Below are 456 nucleotides of genomic sequence, written 5' to 3' on the forward strand. Positions count from 1 at the left end.
TCGGTGCGGAAGTCCTCGCGGCGGTCGGACCAGCGGATGCCGCCGCGCGCGACCTTGCCGCCGCGCAGGTGGACGCCCTCCATGCGCGGGGAGTAGACGAAGACCTCGACCCAGGGGCGGGGCAGCGGAAGCTCGTCGATGGCGCCGCTGTCGAGCTTGAGGGAGAGGTAGGGCTTGGGCGCGCCGTCGGGGGCGGTCTGGTAGGCGTTGGTGCGCAGGGTGGCGCGGACGAGCGTGACGAAGCGGCGCAGGATGCGGTCGTCGTCGAGGTTGGTGACGGCGTCGAGGGCGGTGTCGATGGCCTCCACGATGGGGGCTTCGTCGGCCCGGTGCCTGGGGTCGAAGCGGGCGGCGAAGAGGCGGGCGATCAGGCGCGCGGTCTGCGGGTGGGCGGCCAGCGTGGCCTCGACGGTGTCCTGGGCGTAGGCGAAGCGGGCCTGCTTGAGGAACTTGGCG

At 73.2% G+C, this 456-nt stretch carries 1 protein-coding gene; it reads right to left on the reverse strand.

All coding sequences use genetic code 11. The annotated features are described in order from the left end of the window. Window positions 1-456: NAD-glutamate dehydrogenase domain-containing protein (locus EJ913_RS31325; protein WP_148125331.1), on the reverse strand; the 456-nt coding region annotated here is incomplete at both ends.

It is taken from the genome of Azospirillum doebereinerae, from assembly GCF_003989665.1.
Classification (GTDB): domain Bacteria; phylum Pseudomonadota; class Alphaproteobacteria; order Azospirillales; family Azospirillaceae; genus Azospirillum; species Azospirillum doebereinerae.